General features: G+C 73.2%; 17 protein-coding genes. 15 read left to right on the top strand and 2 right to left on the bottom strand.

Annotated features, from left to right (window positions below; genetic code table 11):
• Positions 1-295 precede the first annotated feature (295 nt).
• From AOK22_RS34085 to AOK22_RS34035, 11 genes are read left to right on the top strand one after another with little or no spacing between them, the layout of a single operon-like run.
• Positions 296-1,783 carry an aldehyde dehydrogenase family protein gene (locus AOK22_RS34085; protein ID WP_055702582.1) on the top strand — a complete coding sequence of 496 codons (1,488 nt, stop codon included), beginning with the start codon at positions 296-298 and terminating at the stop codon, positions 1,781-1,783.
• Positions 1,784-1,803: 20 nt separating this feature from the next.
• Complete coding sequence (locus tag AOK22_RS34080; protein WP_055702581.1) at positions 1,804-2,709, top strand: VOC family protein; 906 nt, start codon at positions 1,804-1,806, stop codon at positions 2,707-2,709.
• A complete protein-coding gene (locus AOK22_RS34075) occupies positions 2,706-3,500 on the top strand; it encodes an aspartate dehydrogenase domain-containing protein (RefSeq protein ID WP_055702580.1) in 795 nt (264 codons plus the stop codon). The genes AOK22_RS34080 and AOK22_RS34075 overlap by 4 nt, the downstream gene beginning before the upstream one ends.
• Entirely contained in the window at positions 3,497-4,267 is a 771-nt protein-coding gene (locus AOK22_RS34070) for an alpha/beta fold hydrolase (protein ID WP_055702579.1), read from the top strand. Before AOK22_RS34075 ends, AOK22_RS34070 begins: the two co-directional genes overlap by 4 nt.
• Before the next feature lie 43 nt (positions 4,268-4,310).
• A complete protein-coding gene (locus AOK22_RS34065) occupies positions 4,311-4,832 on the top strand; it encodes a cupin domain-containing protein (protein WP_055702578.1) in 522 nt (173 codons plus the stop codon).
• Positions 4,825-5,565, top strand: coding sequence for an SDR family oxidoreductase (locus AOK22_RS34060; protein WP_055702577.1), 741 nt, complete (start codon positions 4,825-4,827; stop codon positions 5,563-5,565). The genes AOK22_RS34065 and AOK22_RS34060 overlap by 8 nt, the downstream gene beginning before the upstream one ends.
• Positions 5,566-5,584: 19 nt before the next feature.
• Complete coding sequence (locus tag AOK22_RS34055) at positions 5,585-6,361, top strand: SDR family oxidoreductase (protein WP_055702576.1); 777 nt, start codon at positions 5,585-5,587, stop codon at positions 6,359-6,361.
• A gap of 10 nt (positions 6,362-6,371) precedes the next feature.
• Positions 6,372-8,000 carry a thiamine pyrophosphate-binding protein gene (locus AOK22_RS34050; RefSeq protein ID WP_055702575.1) on the top strand — a complete coding sequence of 543 codons (1,629 nt, stop codon included), beginning with the start codon at positions 6,372-6,374 and terminating at the stop codon, positions 7,998-8,000.
• Positions 8,001-8,013: 13 nt separating this feature from the next.
• On the top strand, positions 8,014-8,964 hold the full coding sequence (locus AOK22_RS34045; protein ID WP_055702574.1) for a PDR/VanB family oxidoreductase: 951 nt from the start codon (positions 8,014-8,016) through the stop codon (positions 8,962-8,964).
• Positions 8,965-8,981: 17 nt separating this feature from the next.
• Positions 8,982-9,206, top strand: coding sequence for a recombinase-like helix-turn-helix domain-containing protein (locus AOK22_RS34040; RefSeq protein ID WP_055702573.1), 225 nt, complete (start codon positions 8,982-8,984; stop codon positions 9,204-9,206).
• Position 9,207: 1 nt separating this feature from the next.
• Positions 9,208-10,221 carry an aromatic ring-hydroxylating oxygenase subunit alpha gene (locus AOK22_RS34035; protein ID WP_055702572.1) on the top strand — a complete coding sequence of 338 codons (1,014 nt, stop codon included), beginning with the start codon at positions 9,208-9,210 and terminating at the stop codon, positions 10,219-10,221.
• Here the strand turns inward: AOK22_RS34035 and AOK22_RS34030 are convergent.
• Positions 10,203-10,757, bottom strand: a complete 555-nt coding sequence (locus AOK22_RS34030; protein ID WP_055702571.1) for a MarR family winged helix-turn-helix transcriptional regulator — start codon at positions 10,755-10,757, stop codon at positions 10,203-10,205. The two genes, AOK22_RS34035 and AOK22_RS34030, sit on opposite strands and share 19 nt — an antisense overlap.
• Before the next feature lie 177 nt (positions 10,758-10,934).
• On the opposite strand from AOK22_RS34030, the gene AOK22_RS34025 reads away from it, so the two are divergent.
• The 4 genes from AOK22_RS34025 to AOK22_RS34010 all read left to right on the top strand — a co-directional run bounded on the left by AOK22_RS34025 (position 10,935) and on the right by AOK22_RS34010 (position 15,363).
• The gene (locus AOK22_RS34025) at positions 10,935-11,606 is read left to right on the top strand and encodes a FadR/GntR family transcriptional regulator (protein ID WP_055702570.1); all 672 of its coding nucleotides are present in this window, start codon (positions 10,935-10,937) and stop codon (positions 11,604-11,606) included.
• A 128-nt stretch (positions 11,607-11,734) separates the two neighbouring features.
• Positions 11,735-12,718, top strand: a complete 984-nt coding sequence (locus AOK22_RS34020) for a PAC2 family protein (protein ID WP_055702569.1) — start codon at positions 11,735-11,737, stop codon at positions 12,716-12,718.
• A 236-nt stretch (positions 12,719-12,954) separates the two neighbouring features.
• Positions 12,955-14,709 (top strand): S8 family peptidase, encoded by a 1,755-nt coding sequence (locus AOK22_RS34015; protein WP_055702568.1) that lies wholly within the window; start codon positions 12,955-12,957, stop codon positions 14,707-14,709.
• 63 nt (positions 14,710-14,772) lie between these two features.
• Positions 14,773-15,363, top strand: coding sequence for a hypothetical protein (locus AOK22_RS34010; protein ID WP_055702567.1), 591 nt, complete (start codon positions 14,773-14,775; stop codon positions 15,361-15,363).
• Between the two features lie 128 nt (positions 15,364-15,491).
• Here the strand turns inward: AOK22_RS34010 and AOK22_RS34005 are convergent, their stop codons facing one another.
• Positions 15,492-18,551 carry an NPCBM/NEW2 domain-containing protein gene (locus AOK22_RS34005; protein WP_055702566.1) on the bottom strand — a complete coding sequence of 1,020 codons (3,060 nt, stop codon included), beginning with the start codon at positions 18,549-18,551 and terminating at the stop codon, positions 15,492-15,494.
• Positions 18,552-18,699: the final 148 nt, after the last annotated feature.

The following is an 18,699-nucleotide window of genomic DNA, read 5'->3' as shown; positions in this document are numbered from 1 at the left end:
CCCATGGGGGTGGCGGGCGGCCCGATCGGAGAGGCGCATAAGCGCAAAGTCTCTTAGCGCTTAAGTTGTACCGTCCGCACGCCGGAGCACGTCAAGGGTCTGTACAGGGAAATCGTCGAGGAATGTTCGACGGCAGGGTCTTGCGCCGCAGATATTTAAGCCCTTAGATTTCTAGCGCTTGCTCAAGTGCACCGGATTCCCGGTGCCTGCCCGGACGCCCCGCCAACTCCCGGCGCCCGCCCGTTCCTTCCCCGCTCCCCCGGCCGACCGCCCCACTCCGCAAGGAGGCATCCGCATGCCCCGAACACCCGCAGACGAAGCCCTCATCGCGGGCCGCTGGCGGCGCGGCGCGGGCGCCCCCGCCGACACCGTCGACCCCGCCACGGGCCGCGTGCTCGCCACCGTGCACGCCGTCACCGCCGAGGAGGTCGCCGAGGCCGCCGAGGGCGCGGCCCGCGCCGCCGCCGACCCGCGCTGGCGCGAGCTGCTGCCGCACGAGCGGGCCCGACTCCTGTACCGCGTCGCCGCGTTGATCGAGGAGGACGCCGAGGAACTGGCCGCGCTGCAGACGGCCGACACCGGCAAGGCACTCGCCGAGACCCGTGCTCTGGTGGCCAGCGCCGCAGGGACCTTCCGCTACACGGCGGCCGCCCTGGAGACCGCCGAGGAGGCGATCACCCCGGCGCGCGGCGCCTACGTCACCCTCAGCGTCCACGAGCCGATCGGCGTCGTCGGCGCCGTCAACCCCTGGAACTCCCCCGTCGCAAGCGACGCGCAGAAGCTCGCCCCGGCCCTCGCCGGCGGCAACGCGGTGCTGCTCAAGCCCGCTGAGTGGACCCCGCTCGTCTCGCTCGCGCTGGGCCGCCTGGTCAGCCGGGCCCTCGGCGAACTCGGCCTTCCACCGGGCCTGTTGTCGGTGCTGCCGGGACGCGGCAGCGTGGTCGGCGACGCGATCGTGCGGGATCCGCGCGTCGGCAAGGTCACCTTCACCGGCGGCACCACGACGGGCCGCGCCATCGCGCACGCCGCCGCCGAGAAGCTGATGCCCGTCTCCCTGGAGCTGGGCGGCAAGTCGCCGACGGTCGTCCTCGCCGACGCCGACGTCGAACTGGCCCTGGCCGGGGTGATGTTCGGGGTGTTCTCCTCCAGCGGGCAGTCCTGCGTCGCCGGGTCGCGCCTGTTCGTCGCGCGGGAGCTGTACGCGGACTTCGTCGGCGAACTCGTCGAGCGCGTGCGGAAACTGCGCGTCGGCCCCGGCACCGACCCCGACACCCAGGTGGCGCCGCTCGTCCACCACGCGCACCGGGACGCGGTCGCCGGATACGTCGACCGCGCCCGCGCGGAGGGCGCGCGCGTGCTGTGCGGCGGGGCGGCGCCCGAAGGCCCGGCGTACGCGGACGGCGCGTACTACCTGCCGACCGTCCTGGACGGGCTGCCCAACTCCGCGCGCACCTGCCAGGAGGAGATCTTCGGCCCCGTCCTGGTCGCGCTGCCCTTCGCCGACGAGGACGACCTGGTCGCCCAGGCCAACGACTCCGTGTACGGCCTGGCCTGCGGCATCTGGACCCGCGACCACCGGGCCGCCCGGCGGATCGCGCGCCGCGTCGACGCGGGGACCGTCTGGGTCAACACGTACAAGCAGTTCAGCATCTCCACCCCCTTCGGCGGCACGAAGGACAGCGGCCTCGGCCGGGAGAAGGGCCGGGACGGCATCCGCTCCTACCAGCGCCAGAAGTCCCTGTACTGGGGCACCGCCGAGACCCCGCTGCCCTGGGCCCACTGACCACACCCACCGGAGTTCCGATGTCCCACCCCCCGATAGCCCGGCTGCGCGCCCTGCGCTCCGTCGAGCTGCTCACCCCGGCCTTCACCCAGGCCACCGACTTCTACGAGGACGCCTGGGGCCTGGAGGTCGTCGAGGCCGAGCGCGGCGCGAGCTGGCTGCGCGGCACCGGCGAGGAGCACCACGCGCTCCAGCTCACCCGCTCCGACCGCACCGGGCTCGGCCGGCTCTCCTTCGCGGTGGCCACCCCCGCCGAGGTCGACGAGGCCGCGCGGCGCCTGGAGGCGCGCGGGATCGCGCTGCTCGCGGGCCCCGGACCGCTCGACCAGGTGGGCGGCGGCCACGGCCTGCGCTTCGCCGACCACGAGGGCCGCGTGATCGAGCTGTCCGCCGACACCTGGGCGGTGGCACCGCGCGGCCGGGACGGCGCGGTGCCCGTGGGCGTCACGCACGCCGTCCTCAACACCCCCGACATCGACGCCTCCGTCGCCTTCTACCGCGACGTGCTCGGCCTGCGGGTCTCGGACTGGTCCGAGCACCAGATGGCGTTCCTGCGGTGCAACGCCGACCACCACTGCGTCGCGTTCAACCAGGCCGAGTGGGTGTCCCTCAACCACGTGGCGTACGAGATGAGTTCACTCGACCACTTCATGCGGGGCCTGGGGCGGCTGCGCCACCACGGGATCGTCCCGCAGTGGGGTCCGGGCCGGCACGGGCCCGGCAACAACACCTTCTCCTATTTCACCGATCCGACCGGGCTCGTGTGCGAGTACACCTCCGAGGTCGCGCAGGTCGTCGAGGACCGCTGGATCGCCCGGGTGTGGCGCCGCGTCCCGGAGCTGTCCGACCTGTGGGGCACGGCGGGTCCGCCGTCGCAGGAGATCCGGTGTCACATGGCCGGTTCGCCGGAAGGGAGCCAGGGATGAACACGCTCGCGGTGGGACTCGTCGGCTGGGGCGCCATCGGCCGCGTCGTCGGCACGGCCCTGGCCCAAGGGGCCGTCCCCGGGGCCGAGTTGGTGTGCGTCGTCGACAACCGCCCGCTCGGCGAGGCGGCCCCCGCGCCGCAGGTCCCCTTCGACGAGGCCCTGCACCGCTGCGACCTGATCGTGGAGGCGGCGGGCCAGGGGGTCGTACGGGAGTGGGGCGAGCGCGTCCTGGCCTCCGGGACCGATCTGCTCGTCGCCTCGACCGGGGCCCTCACCGACGACGAGCCGGCCAAGCGACTGCTCGCCGCCGGGCCCGGCCGGGTGTACTTCACGGGCGGCGCGGTCGGCGGACTCGACCTGCTCCAGGCAGTGCGCGCGCTCGGCCCGCTGGACGACGTGCGGCTGACCACCACCAAGCTGCCCGCCACGCTCGAACAGCCGTGGATGGACGCAGAGTTGCTGGCCCGCATGCGGTCGGCGACCGGGCCGGTCGAGGTCATGTCCGGCACCGCACGCGACGTACCGGCGAAGTTCCCCAGGTCGACGAACGTCGCGGCCTCGGTCGCCCTGGCCGTCGGCGACCTCGACGCCGTGCGGGTCCGGGTCGTCGCCGATCCGGGGGCGTCCCTCACCCGGCACGTCGTCGAGGCGTCCGGCGAGCACGGCGCGTACCGCTTCGACGTCGCGCACCGGCCCGACCCGGGCAACCCGGCGACCAGCCAGGTCGTGCCGTACGCGGTGCTCCGTTCGCTGGCGGCGCTCGCCGGCCGCTCGGGACAGATCCTGTGACCGCCGTGCACGTCGAGGAGGCCGGTGCGAGCGGCCCCCTGCTGGTGTGCCTGCACGGGATCGGCTCCTCGTCGGCGGCGTTCGCGCCGCAGCTCGCCGGGCTCGCCGCACACGCCCGGGTCGTCGCCTGGGACGCGCCGGGATACGGCAACTCCCCCGATCCGGAAGGGCCGTTGGACCTCGACGGGTTCGCGGACGCGGCCGCGGACCTGATCCGGTCGTACGGTCCCTCGGCGCACGTGCTCGGCGTCTCGTGGGGCGGCGTCATCGCCCTGCGGCTGGCCGTGCGCCACCCGGATCTCGTGGACTCGCTGATCGTCGCCGACTCCAGCGCGGGCTCGGGGACCGACCCCGAGAAGGCGGCGGGCATGCGGCGGCGGGCCGCCGAGCTGGCCGAGCTGGGGCCCCGGGCCTTCGCCGAGCGGCGCGGCCCCCGGCTCCTGTCGCCGGACGCGCCGGACGCGCTCGTCGAGCGGGCCGTCGCCGCCATGGCCGCCGCGGTGCGGCTGCCCGGCTACGCGTACGCCGCCGAGTCGATGGCCGCCGCCGATCTGCGCGGCGAGCTCCCCGCGATCACCGCGCCCGTCCTCGTCGTCTGCGGCGACCAGGACCGGGTCACCGGCGTCGAGGCCTCCCAGGCCGTCGCCGGGGCCCTGCACAAGACCGCCTACGTGATCGTCAAGGACGCCGGTCACCTGGCCAATCAGGAGCAGCCCGAGCGGTTCAACGCCTGGGTCCTGTCCCACCTGCACATCGTCACCGCCTGACGGACCACCACCTGCGCACCACCCATCACGAAGGGCTCACACCATGCCGCTGACCACCACCCAGTACGACAACGGCGGCGACCTCGCCGCGTACACCGACTCCCTCATCGCCACCAAGGCCTCCCGCGTCGCCGACTTCGACACGCTCTCCTTCCAGGAGAAGGCCGGGCCGCAGTACCGCCGCGGCCAGATCCGCTACGTGGGCTCCGGCGCCACCGGCAACCACGAGAGCGACAGCCGGATCTTGCCCTCGGGCGGCTTCACCTTCTCCAACATGCTCCTGCCGCCCGGCGCCGAGGGCCCCGCCCACACCCACCACGACGTCGAGGAGGCCTTCTTCGTCCTGGAGGGCGAGGTCCGCGTCGGCGTGCACCGCGGCCCCGACGAGGTCGAGTACCGCACGCTCGGCTACCGCGACATGATCGTCGTGCCGGCCGGGGTGACCCGCTCCCTGAAGAACGAGGGCGACACCGACGCGCTGTTCTGCGTCGTCATCGGCACGCGAAAGCCGCAGGTGCCGTCGTACCCCGAGTACTCCCCGATGCACGGCGTCACCCGTGACTGATCCACGGACCGTCGTGGTCACCGGGGCGGGCCGCGGCCTCGGACTGGCCATGGCCCGCCGGGCGGGCGCCGACGGCTTCCGGGTCGTCGTCGCCGAGCTGGACGCCGGGCGCGGCGAGGGGGCGGCGCGGGAGCTGCGGGCGGAGGGGCTCGACGCCCGCTTCGTGCGCTGCGACGTCGCCGACCCCGCCTCGGTCGACGAACTGGCCTCCTTCCTCGGGGACATGAGCCCGCTGTACGGCCTGGTCAACAACGCGGCGCTCGCCAACGGCGTGGGCGGCAAGGAGTTCCAGGACATCGACGTCGCGGCGTGGGACCGGCTGATGACGGTCAACGCGCGCGGGCCCTGGCTGGTGGCGAAGGCGCTGCACCCGCTGTTCGGCCCCGTGGGCCGCATCGTCAACATCGTCTCCGACGCGGCCCTGTACGGCTCACCGCGCCTCGCCCACTACATCGCCTCCAAGGGCGCCGTCATCGCCCTGACCCGGGCGATGGCACGGGAGCTCGGCGAGCGCGGCATCACCGTCAACGCGCTCGCGCCGGGGCTCACCGAGTGCGAGGCCACCGAGTCGGTGCCCGCCGAGCGGCACGACCTGTACCGCGCGAACCGGGCCATCCCGCGCCCGCAGCGGCCCGACGACGTGGTCGGCCTCGCCGCCTTCCTCCTCTCCGAGGAGTCCCGCTACCTCACCGGACAGGTGATCGCCGTCAACGGCGGCTTCACCACCCACTGACCCACAGGAGCCATCAGTCATGGATCTGGGCCTCGCCGACCGGACCGTCCTGGTCACCGGCGGCAGCTCGGGCGTCGGCCTGGCCACGGTCCGCGCCCTGCTCGACGAGGGCGCGAACGTCGCCGCCTGCGGGCGCGACGCCGAACGCCTCCGGCGGATCGGCGACCACGAGCGCCTGTTCACGGCCGTGTGCGACGTGCGCGACGCCGACGCCGTGCGCGCCTTCGTGGACCGCGCCGCCGACGCGTTCGGCGGGCGGCTCGACGGACTCGTCAACAACGCCGGGCAGTCCCGCATGAAGCGCCTGGCCGAGACCGTCGAGGCCGACTGGCGCGACGAGCTGGAGCTGAAGTTCGCGGGGGTCCTGCACCCGCTGCAAGCCGCCCGCCCGTATCTGCGCGCGAGCGGCGCGGCGTCCGTCGTGAACGTCAACGCCGTCCTCGCCAAGCAGCCCGAGCCCCGCCTCATCACCACCAGCGCCGCCCGCGCGGGCATCCTCAACCTCTCCGTGTCCCTGGCCCAGGAACTCGCCGCGGACGGCGTCCGCGTCAACTCCGTGTGCCTGGGCCTCATCGACACCGGCCAGTGGACGCGCCGGCACGCCGCCGCGGACTCCGGCCTGTCCTACGAGGACTGGCAGGCGGAGCTCGCCGCCGACCGGGGCGTGGCTCTCGGGCGGCTCGGCCGGGCCGAGGAGGTGGCGTACGCGATCCTCGCGCTGCTCTCGCCGCGCGCCTCCTACATCACAGGAACCAGCATCGACGTCTGCGGCGGAGTCGGCCGCGGCATCCTCTGAGGAGCCCCTCATGCGTTACGACAACGGAGGCGATCTCCTCGTCGCCGTCCTGCGCGAACTCGGCATCGACACGGTCTTCGGGATCGTCAGCGTGCACAATCTGCCGCTCGTCGAGGCCGTCGACCGCGAGCTGCGCTTCGTGCCCGTGCGGCACGAGGCGACCGCCGTGAACGCCGCCGACGCGCACGGCCGGGCACGCGGCTCGCTGGGCTGCGCCCTCACCTCGACCGGCACCGGCGCGGGCAACGCCGCGGGGTCGCTGATCGAGGCGCTCAGCGCGGGCACGTCCGTGCTGCACGTCACCGGCCAGGTGGAGAGCCGCTACCTGGGCAGCGGGCGCGGCTTCATCCACGAGACCAAGGACCAGCTGGGCATGCTGAGGGCCGTCTCCGCGTACGCGGCGACCGTGCCGTCGGCCGCCGACGCGGGCCGGGTGCTGCGCGAGGCGGCCCGCGCCGCGCTCGCCGCGCCGGGCGGCCCGGCGAGCGTGGAGTGGCCCGTCGACCTGCAGTACGCGGCGCAGACCGACGCCGTCCTCGACCTCCCGGAGCCGCTCTTCACGGCTCCGCAAGGGCCCGAACTGGCCGCCGCGGGCGAGCTGTTGGCCTCGGCGCGGCGGCCCCTGGTCTGGGCGGGCGGCGGCGCGGCGCGCGCGGGCTCCGCGCTCGACGCGCTGCTCACCGCCACCGGGGCGGGGCTGCTCACGTCCAACTCGGGGCGCGGGGTGGTGCCCGAGGACGATCCTCGGGTCGTCGGGAACTTCGCGACCGCCCCGGCGGGCCGCGCGCTGCTCGCCGACGCCGACGTCCTGGTGAGCGTCGGCACGCACTTCCGGTCCAACGAGACCGCCGACTACGCCCTGGAACTGCCCGCCGCGCACGTCCAGATCGACGTCGACCCCGCCTCGTTGGGGCGGGTGTACCCGGCCGCGCACGGCCTGTGCGGCGACGCGGCCGACGTGCTCGGCGCGCTCCTGCCGTACGCCCGCCGCACCACCGCGGAGCCGGGCTGGGGCCGGCGGATCACCGCCGTGCGCGAGGAGGTGCGGGCGGACCTGCGCGAGGCCATCGGACCCCAGGCGGCGATCTGCGACGCGCTGCGGGCCGCGCTGCCCCGCGAGGCGGTCGTCGCCCGTGACGTGACCATCGCCTCCAGCAGCTGGGGCAACCGGCTCCTGGAGATGTACGACCCGCGCGACAACGTCTTCCCGCGCGGCGGCGGCATCGGGCAGGGCCTCGGCATGGGCATCGGCGCGGCGCTCGCCCGGCCCGGCGCGCCCACCGTGGTCCTCGCGGGCGACGGCGGGCTCGCGGTGCACCTCGGCGAGCTGCTCACCCTCGCCCAGGAGCGGCCGCGCCTGACGCTGGTCGTCTTCAACGACGGCGGCTACGGCGTGCTGCGCAACATGCAGGACCGCTACGGCGGGCGCCGCTCCGGTGTCGACCTCGCCACGCCCGACTTCGCGCTCCTGGCCCGCGCCTGCGACGTGCCGTATCGGCGGATCGGTGCGGCCGAGCACGCCGGGCCCGTCCTGGCCGAGGCCGTGGCGTCGCAGGGGCCGGTGCTCGTCGAGGTGGACCTCGCCGCGCTCGGCCCGATGAAGAGCCCGTTCACCCCGCCCGTGAAGATCCCCGCGTAGGGAGGCCGCAGCCATGACCTCACCAGAGACGACCCTGGACCTGCGGGTGCGCCGGATGACGTGGGAGGCCGAGGGCGTGCTCTCCGTCGAGCTGGTCCACCCCGACGGCAAGCCGCTGCCCGCCTGGGAGCCCGGCGCGCATCTCGACGTCCATGTGGGCGGGCAGGTGCGGCAGTACAGCCTGTGCGGGGATCCCCGGTCCACGGCGGCGTACCGCGTCGGCATCCTGAACGAACCGTCCTCGCGCGGGGGTTCGCGATACGTCCACACACGGCTGCGCCCCGGCCAGACGGTCACGGTGGCCGGGCCGCGCAACCACTTCGCGCTGGAGGACGCGCCCGGCTACGTCTTCGTCGCGGGCGGCATCGGGATCACCCCGATCCTGGCGATGGCCCGCGAGGCGGCACGGCGCGCGGTGCCCTGGCGACTCGTGTACGGCGGGCGGACCCGCGACTCGATGGCGTTCACCGACGAACTCGCGGCGCTCGGCGGGGAGGTGACGCTGGTGCCGCGGGACGAGCGGGGGCACATCGACCTCGCCGAGGCGCTCGGCGGCGCCGCGGGGCCGCCGGAGGGCACGCTCGTGTACTGCTGCGGACCCGAGCCGCTGCTCGCCGCCGTCGAGGAGCGCTGCCCGGCCGAGCGGCTGCGCGTGGAGCGCTTCGCGGCGCCGGCCGCCCCGCGCGCCGGCGACGACGCGGCCTTCGAGGTGGAGTGCCGGCGCTCGGGCGTGACGCTGTCCGTCGGCGCGGACACCTCCGTCCTCGAAGCCGCCGAGGCCGCCGGGCTCGACGTGAACAGCTCCTGCCGGGACGGCATCTGCGGGTCCTGCGAGACCCGTGTGCTCGACGGCACGCCCGACCACCGTGACTTCCTGCTCAGCGAGGCGGAGCACGCCGCGAACGCCTCGATGATGATCTGCGTCTCGCGCCGCGCGGCGGGCCGCCTCGTCCTCGACCTGTGACCCCCTCGGAGGCATCCATGACCACGACCTGGCCCTACCTGGACGTCCACCAGTCCCGTACGCGCGAGCCGAGCCCGTACGAGTACAAGCTGGCCGCCACCCTCGAAGAGATCTTCACCAAGGAAGGCCATGAACTCGACCACGTCGTCCGCGGGCTGAATGCCCGTCAGGTCCACGCGCCCGACGGCGCCCCCTGGACCGAGGAGTCCTTCCGCGCCGAGATGAACCGACTGGGAGCCTGAGATGACGCTGTCCGTGCACGACTCCGCCGACCACATCTACGCCACCGGCCTGCGCAACCAGTGGCATCCGGTCGTCCCCTCCTCCTTCGTCGCGCCCGGCGCGATGCGCAGGGTGACCGCGCTCGGCGAGCAGTGGCTGCTGTTCCGCCGCTCCGACGGCACCCTGGCGATGCTCGCCGACCGCTGCCCGCACCGCGGCGCGCCCCTCTCGCTGGGCAAGCACCTGGGCGACCGGGTGGCGTGCTGGTACCACGGCGTGGAGGTGGAGACCGACGGCACCGTCTCGTCCGTGCCGGGCCTGCCGGGCTGCAACCTGGAGGGCAAGAAGCTCGTCGCGTCGCTGCCCGTGCGCGAGGTCGGCGGCGCGGTCCTCGCGTACTTCGGCGACGAGCGCCACCCCGAACCGGCCGAACTGACGCTGCCCGAGCCGCTCACCGACCCCGACGTCGACGCGATCCTGTGCTACGCGGAGTGGAACGGACCGTGGCGGTTCGCGGTGGAGAACCTGCTCGACCCGATGCACGGCGCGTTCCTGCACCACGAGTCGCACACGATGTACGACGGCGACACCACCGCGAAGTTCCGCATCCGCGAGACGGAGCGCGGCTACTTCTTCGAGAAGACCGACCAGCGGGGCGTCAACTTCGACTGGGTGGAGCTGTGCCGCACCGGGGTCGACTGGGTCGACCTCACCATCCCCTATCCGCCGTCGGCGGGCCCCGGCGGCCCGTTCGGGATCGTCGGCATGGTCTGCCCGGTCGACGAGGTGCGCACCGGCGTCTTCTTCTGGCGCTACCGGCGCGTGCGGGGCTGGCAGCGCGACACCTGGCGCTTCCTCTACAAGACGCTCATCGAGGAGCGCCACTGGCAGGTCCTCGAACAGGACCGGGAGATCCTGGAGGCCATGCCGGCCGACGCCGACCAGCGGGAGAACCTCTACCAGCACGACCTGGGCGTGGTGCGGCTGCGCCGCATGTACCGCGCGCAGGCCGAGGCTCAGGCCTCGCCCGCGTGAGACCCGCCCGTCTCCTCCTGGTCGGAGTCGGTGATGGACCGCTCCAGCTTGGACATCAGACGGGCCAGCTGCCGGCGCTCGGCGGGCGAGAGTCCGCCGAGCATCCGGCGTTCGTTGTCGAGGTGCTCGGCGAAGACCTCGTCGATCTTGGCGAGTCCGGCGTCCGTGAGCCGTGAGTAGACGACGCGGCGGTCCTCGGCGTCGCGCTCGCGCACGATCAGGCCGTCCTTCTCCAGGCGGTCGATGCGCAGGGTGACCCCGGCCGAGGAGACCAGACCGGAGTCGGCCAGCTGTCCCGCCGTGAGGCGGTAGGGGGCACCGGCCCTGCGCAGCGCGGTGAGCACGTCGAACCCGGCGACCGCGAGGCCGTGCCGCTCGATCGCGCCGGTGAGGCGGGTGTTGTAGCGGATGAAGGTGCGGTGCAGCCGGGCGAGGACCTCCAGGGGCGAGGTGTCGAGGTCGGGCCGCTCGCGCGCCCAGTCGTCGATGATCGACGCGACCGCGTCCGGCTGGTGCGCCGCCTTCTTCCCTGCCATGTGCCGTCCGCCCTCCGTGGACCGCCCGGCGGTCCACCGGGATCCGTGAGGAAATCTTAGCCCTCAAAGAAATGGGCCAATCCCCGTACTCACCTGCGGGGCGGCCGCGCCAGGGGTCATAATCGCCTGATACATCCGATGTCTTTCCCGCATTTTGACACGTGAGGCGAGGTCCCCATGGCTGTCACCGACGAGGCCATCGAGAAGATCAAGGGCATGATCGTCTCCGGCGCGCTCCGCCCCGGCGACCGGCTGCCCAAGGAGAGCGAACTCGCCGCCGAGCTCGGCCTTTCCCGCAACTCCCTGCGCGAGGCCGTGCGCGCGCTCTCCCTGATCCGGATCCTCGACGTACGCCAGGGCGACGGCACCTACGTGACGAGCCTGGACCCCCAACTCCTCCTGGAGGCCCTGAGCTTCGTCGTCGACTTCCACCGGGACGACACCGTCCTGGAGTTCCTCGCGGTGCGCCGCATCCTCGAACCGGCGGCCACGGCGATGGCCACGGCTCACATCACCGAGGCCGAACTGGACGCGCTGACCGCACAGTTGGACGCGCTGGGCGAGGCGCCCTCGGTGGAGGAGCTGGTCGCCTGCGACCTGGAGTTCCACCGCGGCATCGTGCAGAGCGCCGGGAACTCCGTCCTGTGCTCCCTGCTCGACGGCCTCTCCGGGCCCACCACCCGGGCCCGCGTCTGGCGCGGCCTGACCCAGGAGGACGCCGTGAGCCGCACGCTCCACGAGCACCGGGCGATCCTGACCGCCCTGCGGGACCGCGACGCCGAGGCGGCGAGATCGTGGGCGACGGTGCACATCGCGAGCGTGGAGCAGTGGCTGCGTTCGACGCTGTGACGCGGCCGTTTCCCGGCGGTGTGGATGGGCAGTGATCACGCACTCCCCCACGCAAGGGGGCTGCGGACGGGCCCCGCCGACGCCGTAAGGTTGGGGCGTACGCAAGGGAACGTCGGAAGGAGGCCTGGGTGATCGAGCTCGAGGGGGTACCCGAGCTGGTCGACCCGGTCATGGTGGCCGCGTTCGAGGGCTGGAACGACGCCGGCGACGCCGCCTCCACCGCGGTCGCGCATCTCGACAAGGAGTGGAAGGGCGAGGTGTTCGCGGCGCTGGACGCCGAGGACTACTACGACTTCCAGGTCAACCGCCCGACCGTCTGGCTGGACGGCGGAGTGCGCAAGATCACGTGGCCGACGACCCGGCTCTCGGTGGTCCGCGTCGGCGGCGACAAGCCGCGCGACCTCGTCCTGGTCCGCGGGATCGAGCCGTCGATGCGCTGGCGCTCGTTCTGCAACGAGATCCTGGGCTTCGCGCACGAACTGGGCGTCGAGCTGGTGGTGATCATGGGCGCGCTGCTCGGCGACACCCCGCACACCCGCCCCGTCCCGGTCAGCGGCGTGACGTCCGATCCGGACCTGGCGCGCACCATGGACCTGGAGGAGACCAAGTACGAGGGCCCGACGGGCATCGTCGGCATCCTCCAGGAGGCGTGCACGCACGCGGGCGTCCCCGCCGTCAGCCTCTGGGCGGCCGTCCCGCACTACGTCTCGCAGCCGCCGAACCCGAAGGCCACGCTCGCACTCCTCAACCGCCTGGAGGACCTGATCGACCTCAGGATCCCGCTGGGCGAGCTGGCCGAGGACGCGCGCGCCTGGCAGCTGGGCGTCGACCAGCTGGCCGCCGAGGACAGCGAGGTCGCGGAGTACGTCCAGTCCCTGGAGGAGGCGCGGGACACCGCGGAGCTGCCCGAGGCGTCGGGCGAGGCCATCGCCCGCGAGTTCGAGCGCTATCTGCGCCGCCGCGACGGCGGCGACGGGGCGGCCTACCTGCGGGACGCGCCCAGCGACCGCACCCGGCCGCCGAAGCCCAAGCCCACGCAGCGGCCCGGCCCGGCCACGGAGGGCGACGGGGACACCGACGAACCGGGTCCCGGCGAGTCCTCGGACGACTGAGCACTTCCCTCACACCCAGGGGCGGCATCCGCACGGATGCCGCCCCATTGTGGTGTTCATGACCCATCTGCTTCACATGGCCGAATTGCACAGGGTTCCCTCTTCAACTTCTTCTCAAACGCAGTTGCGCAAAAGAGGGGTGGACGAGCGGCCGAGCCCGTAGCAGGGTGTGCCCCGAAGGCGCGGCGCGGCGCACGGCACGGCACCCCCGAAGGACCGAAGGGAGCGGTGAAGCGATGACCCAGGCAGACCCGGCGCGGGACCCCGGAGCCGGTGGACCGGGCCCCGACGCAATGGGATTCACCTACCGAGGAGCCGAGCAGGAGCTGATCGTCGTCGCCCGGCCCGAGGCCCGGCTGCGTGCCGGGGAGCGGGAGATCCGCTCGGCGTCGGGCTCCGACGTCTCGGCCCTGAACATGTTCCTGTCCGACGAACAGCTCGCCCTGGAGCCCCTGTTCGGCAACGAGGAGCGGCTGCGGGCCGCCGCGCCGTCCGCCCCGGGCGAGGAGGACCTGCCCGACCTGGCCCTCTTCTACCGCGTGCGCGGCGGTGAGGAGCGCGCCGAGGAGCTGCGCTCGCGGATGGCCGCGCTGCCGGGCATCGACACGGCGTACGTCAAACCGGGCGCCGTACCCGCGAGCATCGACCCCTCGCACACCCAGCCGCACGACCTCGACGAGGCGACCCGGCGCCGCAAGGAGGGCATGCCCGTCACGCCCGACTTCACCAGCCGCCAGGGCTATCTGAACCCGGCGCCCGAGGGCGTCGACGCCCGCTGGGCCTGGCAGCGCGTCGGCGGCTCCGGCGAGGGCGTCACCGTCATCGACGTCGAGGGCGCCTGGCAGCTGCGCCACGAGGACCTCGCCGCGAAGCTCGCGGGCGTCGTCATCGGCACCCCCATCCAGGACCTGGCCTGGCGCAACCACGGCACCGCGGTGATCGGCGTCATCGGCGGCGACCGCAACACCCTCGGCGTCACCGGCATCGCGCCGCAGGCCGTGACGGCGGCCGCCTCCTTCCAGCCGCTGGGCACGGCGGCGACCATCCACGCGGCGGCCGAGCGGCTGAACCCCGGCGACATCATCCTGCTCGAACTGCACCGCCCCGGACCGAAGTTCGACTTCGAGCCGCGCGACGACCAGAAGGGCTACATCGCGATCGAGTGGTGGCCCGACGACTACGCGGCGGTCCGCTACGCCACCGCGAAGGGCGTACTCGTCGTGGGCGCGGCGGGCAACGGCGCCGAGTCGCTGGACGACGCGGTCTACGAACGCCGGCCCGACGGCTTCCCGTCCTGGTGGCGCAACCCGTTCAACCCCACCAACCGCTCCTCCGGCGCGGTCCTGGTCGGCGCGGGCGCGCCGCCGCCCGGCACGCACGGCCGCGACCACGGACCCGACCGCTCGCGCCTGGCGTTCTCCAACTACGGCGCCCGCCTGGACGCGCAGGGCTGGGGCCGCGAGACCACCACGACCGGCGGCTTCTGGGACCGGCCCGGCGATCTCCAGGGCGGCGCCGAGGAGATCGCCTGGTACACCGACACGTTCTCCGGCACGTCCTCCGCGTCGCCGGTCGTCGTCGGCGCCCTGGCCGCGCTGCAGGGCATGCTGAAGGCCTCCGGCCAGCAGCTGATGACGCCGGACCGGGCCCGCACGGTGCTGCGCTCCACGGGCTCGCCGCAGCAGGACGCGCCGGGCAGGCCCGCGTCGCAGCGGATAGGCAACCGCCCCGACATCAAGGCGGCGGTCACGAACCTGCTGCCGTCGGCGGTGGGTTCGGGGCGGGCCGAGCGGTACTGGGACGAACTGCTCCCGTATCCGCCGGAACTCCCGCCGAGGCTCCGGCTCTTCGTGGCCGGGGAATGGCGCAACCTGGACAACCCGTCCCCCGAGACGCGGCAGGCGGTGCACGCCGCCTTCGCCGGGGGCCGGCCGGACGTACGCGTCTGGTTCTCGGACGACGAGGTCGTCGGCCTGGTCGTCACGGGCTGAGGCACCACCAGCAACTCCAGCACTGCTGAAGGACCACAACCATTGAGGGAAGGTGGCACCCGCATGAGCACCACCCCGCAGATGAGTCAGCTGGGCCAGCAACAAGGACAGCAGTACGGCCAGCAGTACGGCCAGGGCCAGCAGAGCCCGAGCACGGCACCGCCGCAGCAGTACGGGCAGCAGCACGGCCAGCAGCAGTACGGGCAGCAGCAGTACAGCCCCCAGCAGGGCATGCAGGGCCCGTCGGGCGGCCAGGGCATGCAGGGGCAGCAGGGCGTGCAGGGCCAGCAGGGCATGCAGCAGGTCCCGCAGCACCTGCGCCAGCAGCTCCAGCAGCTCGGCCAGCAGCAGCCGTTCCAGCAGCTGCTCGAGCAGTTCGGCCAGGAGCAGGTCCCGCAGGCGCAGGCGCCCGAGATCAGCACCCAGGCGCTGACGTCGGGCGTCGCGACGGCGTTCTGGGACGTCGTCCAGCCACTGCCCGGCCAGGCGTCGATCCTCTATCTGCACATCAACAACACCTGGCGGGCGTTCATCAACCCCAACCCGCAGACCCACGACGAGGTCCAGGAGGCGTTCGCCTTCGGGCAGCAGGTGATCGGGTACTACGACACCAACAACCCGAGCTACCTGCTGGCCATCGTGGTCACCAAGTAACCACCCCGGCACGCGTTCCTCTCCTCGCGTGACAAGACGGCGGCGCCGGGCGGAGTCCTTCCCGCCCGGCGCCGCTCCCATGTCCGCGGTGGACAGGGCGACCGTCCCCGGTGGACAGGGCGACGCGGCTACGCGCAGCGGAAGCGCGCCGCGGCCCAGTCCGCGTGGTCACCGCTCTTGGAGCCGTTGGTGTCCGTCACCTTCAGCTCCACGTGCCGCGCGCCGCGCACGTCGACGTCCACCGGCACCGTCGCCGACGCGCCCGTCACCTTCGGCGAGGTCCACAGCACCTTCCCGTCGGCCTCGACGGAGAAGGCCACCTCGCCATAGCCGTTGATCTCGTCGTCGATGCCCGCGTCCGCGGTGAACCGGTCGCACCGGCCGCCCGGATGGACCTCGACGACGGAGTCGGCGTGCGTGCCGATCCCCTTCTCGTACGTCTTTCCCGCGAGGGTCAGCGTGCGGCCGTCGTCGGCGCCCGACTCGCCGTTGCTGCGGTCGCGTTCGGCGGGCCCGTAGCCGTTGGTGGACTTCAGCCACACCATGTCGCTCGCCCAGGTGTCCTTCTCCGGCGCCTGGGGCATCACGCCGAGCGCGAACCGCTGGACGGACGTGCGGTCCTGTGCTGCCGAGCGGTGGCGGACGGTCGCGGTCAGCGGCTGTTCGCCGGGGTCCGCGTCCTTGGCCGGGGTGAGCGCCACCTCGACGCGGCGCGTGGCGCCCGCCGGGATCCGGTCGGCCTTCGCGGTGCCCGCGGTCCAGCCCTCGGGGGCGTCGACGGAGACCTCGACGCCGGTGGCGTCCCGGGTGCCGGCCGTGACGTCGACGGCGACCTTGCCGGGCGTGCCCGCGCCGAGTTCCTGGCCCGCGGGAACGCCGACGGTGGCGGGCGCCCCGGGCACCGCGCCGCCGACGGCGCTCGTGTCGTCGAGCGTCAGCTCGAAGGAGCGGTCGGTGCGTTGGGCGGTGGTCTTCACCTGCACGACGCCGCCGCGGTCGTGCCGGTCGTAGTACCAGCCCTGGCGCGCCCTGTCGTAGGCGGCCTTCGAGGCGAGGCGCGGCAGCCGGTGCCCGCCGAGCCCGACGCGGCTCGGCTCGTCCCCGGTGTGCAGCGTGAACGCGTAGGGCCGCGCGGCGGCCTTCCCGGCGTACTCGCCCTTGCTCGCGCCGATCCGTACGCGCACGTCCCCCGCGCCGGAGCGCGGCGCGAGCACGTCGGCGCGCTGGGTGGCGTACTTCCCGGCGCGGTGCTGCCGGGTCACGCCGTCGTCCTCGTACAGCTCGAAGGACGACCTGCCCTGCGGATGGATGTCCCAGGCGAGCGGCGAGTCCGCCGTGCGGTCCTCGTACGAGCGGATGCCGCCCGGCCACATCGGCACGGTCGCGCCGCCGCGGACGAAGAGCGGCAGCGTGTCCAGGGGCGCGCTGTACCCGTCGACCGTGGTCGGCCCCCGGTAGGTCCGCCCGCTCCAGTAGTCGGTCCAGGTGCCCTTGGGCAGGTAGATGCCGTCGCGGGTGGTGGTGTCCTGGTAGACGGGCGCGACGAGGAAGTCCTCGCCGGACAGGAACTCGTACTTGGCGGCCTCGGTCGCGGCCTTCGGGTCGTCCGGGTACTCCAGGGCCAGCGGACGCACGGCCCCCACACCGGTCCGGGTCGCCTCGTGCCCGTACGAGTAGAGGTAGGGCAGCAGGGACTCGTGCAGTTTGAGGTACGTGCGGTTGATGGAAGTGTAGGGCTCGCCCTGGCGGAAGGGCTGCTTGTCGCTGGCGGCCCAGCCGTCCATCGTCATGGTGACGGGCAGGAACATCTTCCACTGCAGGTCGCGTACGTACGTCTTGGGGCTGCCGCCGAAGATGCCGTCGACGTCACCCGTCGTGTAGGCGAGCCCGGACATGGTCGCCCCGGCGTAGGTCGGGATCTGCCAGCGGATGTACTCCCAGCTGCCGCTCTGGTCGCCGGACCACTGCACGCCGCAGCGCTGCGCGCCCGCCCAGCTCTCGGGCGCCCAGGTGAAGCCGCGGGCGTCGCTGTTGTCCTCGATGCCCTGGTAGGCGTCCTTGCAGCCGTCGAGCGCCTTCTTGTAGCCGTCGCCCACCCAGGCGACGTCCAGCTTGGCGACGCGCTGGCCCGCCTTGACCTGGTCGGCGATCTTCTCCAGGCCGTCCTCGGTCCACAGGCCCATCGTCATCTTGCGCTCGGCCAGGCCCTTGGAGGTCTCGGCGAGGTTCTCGTAGCCGCAGCCGTAGCCGTCGTTGACGAGCATCCAGCCGTTGGGCATGTCGTGCTCGACGTAGCCGTCGGCGACCTTCAGGGAGTCCAGGGTGTGGCGCTCGCCGCGGTTGGCGTTGTGCAGATAGCAGTCGGCGTCGCCGATCTCCATGCCGTAGACGGGCGGCAGGAAGGGCTTGCCGGTGAGCTTCGTGTACTGCCCGATGACGTCCTTGGCCGCATCGTCCCCGCGCCCGGCGAAGTAGTAGGCGTCGAAGCGCTGTTCCTTCGCGGTGGCGGTCACCGGCTCGGCGAAGTCGTAGGTGTTGGGGGCGTAGGTGTTGCGGAAGACGCCGTACCCGGCCGAGGACAGGTAGAACGGGACGGAGTTGGGGTGCCCGCCGTCGTCCCACTCGTAGTCGACGCTCACCTCCACCTTCTTGCCCCGGTGCGAGGTGTTGCCCCGGCCGTTCTGCATCCCGGCGCCGTAGAACTGCTCGTCCGCGCCGCGCGCCAGGCTCTGTGTCGTGGCGTCCTTGGTCCAGCTCAGGCCCTTGGACTCGGCCCAGACGCGGCTGCCGTCGGCGCGGTACAGGGCGAAGCGGAGCGGCGACTTGTAGGCGCGCAGCGTCACCTGGGAGGTGCTCAGTTCGTACCGGTCGCCCTTGTCCGCCCATGTGGTGCGCGGCGCCTTCCCCTGCGGCAGGACGATGTCCTTGCCGGTGGGGTCGGTGAACGTGCCGTCGGGGGCGAGTTCGAGCCGGAAGGTCTCCGGCGAGACGAAGCTGACGCGGGCCTCGGCGGCGCCCGCGGACAGCCGGTAGACGGCTCCTTCGTGGGCGAATCCGGTGACGTCGCCGACGGTGGTCGCGGGCTCGTCGGCGGCCCGGGCGGCACCGCCGCCGGGCCCCGCGAACACCGCAAGGAGGCCCAGGAGGGTGGCCGCGGCCACCGATCTGAAGCGCGTGGGAGATCTCATGGCGGAGGTCTAGCGCCTCAACGCGCCCCGGGGCCATGGACTTTGATGGGCCGCTCCTGGATTTCCGGAGCGGCCCATTCGGTGGAGAGGACAGGAACGCGGCCCGTCCGGCGCCTGAGGACGAGCCCGAAGGGCGGTCGGCCTCGGC

This window comes from Streptomyces silaceus, assembly GCF_001419745.1.
Taxonomy (GTDB): Bacteria; Actinomycetota; Actinomycetes; order Streptomycetales; family Streptomycetaceae; genus Streptomyces; species Streptomyces silaceus.
This window is presented reverse-complemented; position numbering and strand designations above follow the sequence as displayed.

Excerpts from the sequence above, each read along its gene's own strand:
- AOK22_RS34085 (WP_055702582.1), top strand. The coding sequence starts at position 296 with ATGCCCCGAACACCCGCAGACGAAGCCCTCATCGCGGGCCGCTGGCGG.
- AOK22_RS34065 (WP_055702578.1), top strand. The coding sequence starts at position 4,311 with ATGCCGCTGACCACCACCCAGTACGACAACGGCGGCGACCTCGCCGCG.
- AOK22_RS34075 (WP_055702580.1), top strand. The coding sequence starts at position 2,706 with ATGAACACGCTCGCGGTGGGACTCGTCGGCTGGGGCGCCATCGGCCGC.
- AOK22_RS34005 (WP_055702566.1), bottom strand. The coding sequence starts at position 18,551 with ATGAGATCTCCCACGCGCTTCAGATCGGTGGCCGCGGCCACCCTCCTG.
- AOK22_RS34025 (WP_055702570.1), top strand. The coding sequence starts at position 10,935 with ATGGCTGTCACCGACGAGGCCATCGAGAAGATCAAGGGCATGATCGTC.
- AOK22_RS34030 (WP_055702571.1), bottom strand. The coding sequence starts at position 10,757 with ATGGCAGGGAAGAAGGCGGCGCACCAGCCGGACGCGGTCGCGTCGATC.
- AOK22_RS34040 (WP_055702573.1), top strand. The coding sequence starts at position 8,982 with ATGACCACGACCTGGCCCTACCTGGACGTCCACCAGTCCCGTACGCGC.
- AOK22_RS34055 (WP_055702576.1), top strand. The coding sequence starts at position 5,585 with ATGGATCTGGGCCTCGCCGACCGGACCGTCCTGGTCACCGGCGGCAGC.
- AOK22_RS34010 (WP_055702567.1), top strand. The coding sequence starts at position 14,773 with ATGAGCACCACCCCGCAGATGAGTCAGCTGGGCCAGCAACAAGGACAG.
- AOK22_RS34045 (WP_055702574.1), top strand. The coding sequence starts at position 8,014 with ATGACCTCACCAGAGACGACCCTGGACCTGCGGGTGCGCCGGATGACG.
- AOK22_RS34035 (WP_055702572.1), top strand. The coding sequence starts at position 9,208 with ATGACGCTGTCCGTGCACGACTCCGCCGACCACATCTACGCCACCGGC.
- AOK22_RS34015 (WP_055702568.1), top strand. The coding sequence starts at position 12,955 with ATGACCCAGGCAGACCCGGCGCGGGACCCCGGAGCCGGTGGACCGGGC.
- AOK22_RS34050 (WP_055702575.1), top strand. The coding sequence starts at position 6,372 with ATGCGTTACGACAACGGAGGCGATCTCCTCGTCGCCGTCCTGCGCGAA.
- AOK22_RS34080 (WP_055702581.1), top strand. The coding sequence starts at position 1,804 with ATGTCCCACCCCCCGATAGCCCGGCTGCGCGCCCTGCGCTCCGTCGAG.